The sequence below is a fragment of the Halarchaeum acidiphilum MH1-52-1 genome, assembly GCF_000474235.1.
GTDB lineage: Archaea > Halobacteriota > Halobacteria > Halobacteriales > Halobacteriaceae > Halarchaeum > Halarchaeum acidiphilum.
In genome coordinates this window covers 1-2,663 of the sequence record NZ_BATA01000127.1, presented here as the reverse complement: position 1 = coordinate 2,663, position 2,663 = coordinate 1, and the positions used below count along the sequence as shown (strand labels likewise).

Genomic DNA, 2,663 nt, shown 5'->3' with positions numbered 1-2,663 from the left:
TCGAGCCACACTCACTATTCTGGCTTCAGAATATTGAACAGAATGAGCGAGGGAACCGTCCTCGGTCGCTCAGTCTTCGCCCTTGGTCGACCCGCCGACGACGTCAATGAGCTGCTGCGCCGTCTGGCTAATCCGCCCGAGTCGGTCGCGAATTGCCTCCGGGTCGTCGCCGGCCCAGGCAGCGAGGTAGAACGAGGAGTTGTTCGTGTCGAGACCACAGTGTCGGCCGACGATGTACGCGACGGCTTCCGCTTTCACTTCTTGCTCCGAGCGCGCTAGGGGGTCGCTGATGGCGCCGTGGAGGAGGGCGTGTGCGAGTTCGTGGACGAGGGTCACTGCGAGGTCCGCCTCGTTCGCCCGATCACGAACCTCGACGAGCGGCTGTTCGTCCGCACCACGCGGCTTGCAGATGCCCTCGGCCTTCCCGTGCGGCCACTCGTCGCCGTCGACGATACACACCGTGACGTCGAGGGTGGCAGCTGCGTTTTCGAGGGCGTTGACGAGGTCGCCGGCGTCGCCTGTCGCCGCGGTCTCGAGTTCCGGGAGTGGCTCGCCGTCGGTCTGTGAGACGTCGAAGACCGACGCCGGCCGGAACCCAACGAGTCCCTGCTCCCACTCCTCGGGTGGTGTCTCGTCGTACTCACACTCGTGCTGCTCGTGGTAGTTTGGTGCGTTCCCGCACTCCGGGCATTGCTTCGCGATGATCGGTGCCCAGATCCAGATGGCGCTCTCGCCTGCCTGGACGTGCCGGTCGAACTCCTCTTGCCACGTCCGATACCCCGCGACCTTCGTCGCCTCCGGACACTGCAGATTGATGAGGAGCGTATTTCGGTAGGAGTAGTCGTGGAACCGGCTCTGCACATCCCGCCACTCTTGGAACGCCTCGCTCCCCCGTGCGTCCTCAACGTGGTCGACGAGGTCCTCGATCCACGCCTCGATCGTCTCCGCCATCGCATCATCTCGTGAGTCCGATTCGTCGAACGTGACCGCTGACTCCGTCTCTGCGTCACTCATGGATTGGTCGCGACGACGCGCCTCTCGGGCGCGCCCGTACCCCTCCCGGGGCCGACAAACTCGTTCGCGGTGGCGCAATCTTTTAGTCTCTAGTTTGCGTACTATGGACTATATGGCTGGAGCGCCAATCGGGGAACTCGGGAGCGATGAGTCGGGTGTGTCAACGTTTTTCGCTGTTCAGCGGCTTCTGACAGACGCTGATCTCGCATACTTCTACACCGACCTTCTCCTGAACTCGCCGACGACGGTCAAACGAGCGATGGACCGCCAAGGCATTGTGAAGAGTACCGCGTACAAGTACGCGAACGAGCTGGCCGAACTCGGCGTCGCAGAAGAACGTGACGAGTACGAGGATGGTGCCGCGCTCTGGGACGTCGAACCGGTTGTCGGGACGTGGGAGACAGACGCTGGCGAACTCGTCGTCTCACCTGTCGTCATCGCAGTCTATGGCGCGAGCACAGTGGACGATGATATCCAGTATTTCCGTGAGCGCTATGGGGAAGCCACGCTGTTTCACGCGATCGTCGAAACCGAGGCCTACCTCCGGGGCAAGCAGACACGTCGCGGCCTCGCCACCACACTTGACGTCACTGCTGCTGCAGGTATCGCAGTCTCGCAAGCCATCGAAGCCATCATCGGCCGCGTCAGTCCGGTTGATCCTGCATTCCCCGACTATTCCGAGGATGTCCACGAGCGCACGATTGCTGAGGCCCCCTACTCCCTTAACGCGTGAACCCGGAACTCTCGTCCTTACCGAGCGCACTCGTCTTGGACACGAGCTTCCTGCGGACTCTCGGTGGTCCTGGCCACGACCGGTATCAGGCCTTCGTTGACTACGTCAAAAACGAGGGCATTCAGCTATACCTCAGCCAGCGTGTTCGCGAAGAAATCGAGGAACAGCAGGGCTGGATTAGTGCCGATTGGCTACACAAGGCCAAGACCGAATCTTGGATTAGCGCCGCCCAGCCTGTCCAAGAGGGTGTTAGCGTATACGACGGTCCGACAGCGGCGGTCGTGATGGATCGCATCCAGCAACGCCTCGCGGACATTGAGCATGTTCCGCCGGACGAACTACGGAAGACAGATGCAGGACTAGCTGGCACCGCGATTATGATCCTTGCATCAACCGAACACGACCACATCGGTATTGCCATGGACGACCGGAATGCCGAATCAACAATCGAAGCCGTACTCTCTAACACCTACTACGAGGACTATGTCTCTGTTCTCACAATCTGGGATGTTCTGGAAGTCGTCGAAGATACCGGCTAACGCACGAACTAGTGTAACAAACGAACTCGGCCATTCACCTTCTACGTTGGTTAATATTGGCCGACTTCGCTCGCTAGTTAGTTAGCCGTCGAAGAGACAGCGTGTTGCCGCGCTCTCGCCAGTCAGCGTTTGCTGGTCGTCGTCGGTATCGGGGAAGAGCGCGGCCTGCTCGTCGTCCTCAACTGCATCCTGTACTTCGGGACGGTCGTCGACGCCGAACTCGCTCGCTTCGGGTTGGTCCCGACGCGATTCGCGTTCGCGATGGTCGACGTCGGCCCCGAAGTCCTCGAGAGACGTCTCGACGCTCGATTCCTGCACTTCGAGCTCGCCGTCGTCACTGAACGCTGCTTGATGATGAACATCCAGGTCTGGTGTGT

At 60.6% G+C, this 2,663-nt stretch carries 4 protein-coding genes; 2 read left to right on the top strand and 2 right to left on the bottom strand.

Annotation, left to right across the window (positions count from 1 at the left end):
- Positions 1-69 precede the first annotated feature (69 nt).
- Positions 70-1,014: an ArdC-like ssDNA-binding domain-containing protein gene (locus tag AOZ13_RS13405; RefSeq protein WP_021780857.1), complete on the bottom strand. Its 945-nt coding sequence runs from the start codon at positions 1,012-1,014 to the stop codon at positions 70-72.
- A gap of 112 nt (positions 1,015-1,126) precedes the next feature.
- On the opposite strand from AOZ13_RS13405, the gene AOZ13_RS13400 reads away from it, so the two are divergent.
- On the top strand, positions 1,127-1,747 hold the full coding sequence (locus AOZ13_RS13400) for a DUF7437 domain-containing protein (protein WP_234402891.1): 621 nt from the start codon (positions 1,127-1,129) through the stop codon (positions 1,745-1,747).
- Positions 1,744-2,286 carry a hypothetical protein gene (locus AOZ13_RS13395; protein WP_049934138.1) on the top strand — a complete coding sequence of 181 codons (543 nt, stop codon included), beginning with the start codon at positions 1,744-1,746 and terminating at the stop codon, positions 2,284-2,286. The genes AOZ13_RS13400 and AOZ13_RS13395 overlap by 4 nt, the downstream gene beginning before the upstream one ends.
- 81 nt (positions 2,287-2,367) lie before the next feature.
- Here AOZ13_RS13395 and AOZ13_RS13390 read toward each other — a convergent pair whose 3' ends face one another.
- A complete protein-coding gene (locus AOZ13_RS13390; RefSeq protein ID WP_081706806.1) occupies positions 2,368-2,652 on the bottom strand; it encodes a hypothetical protein in 285 nt (94 codons plus the stop codon).
- Positions 2,653-2,663: the final 11 nt, after the last annotated feature.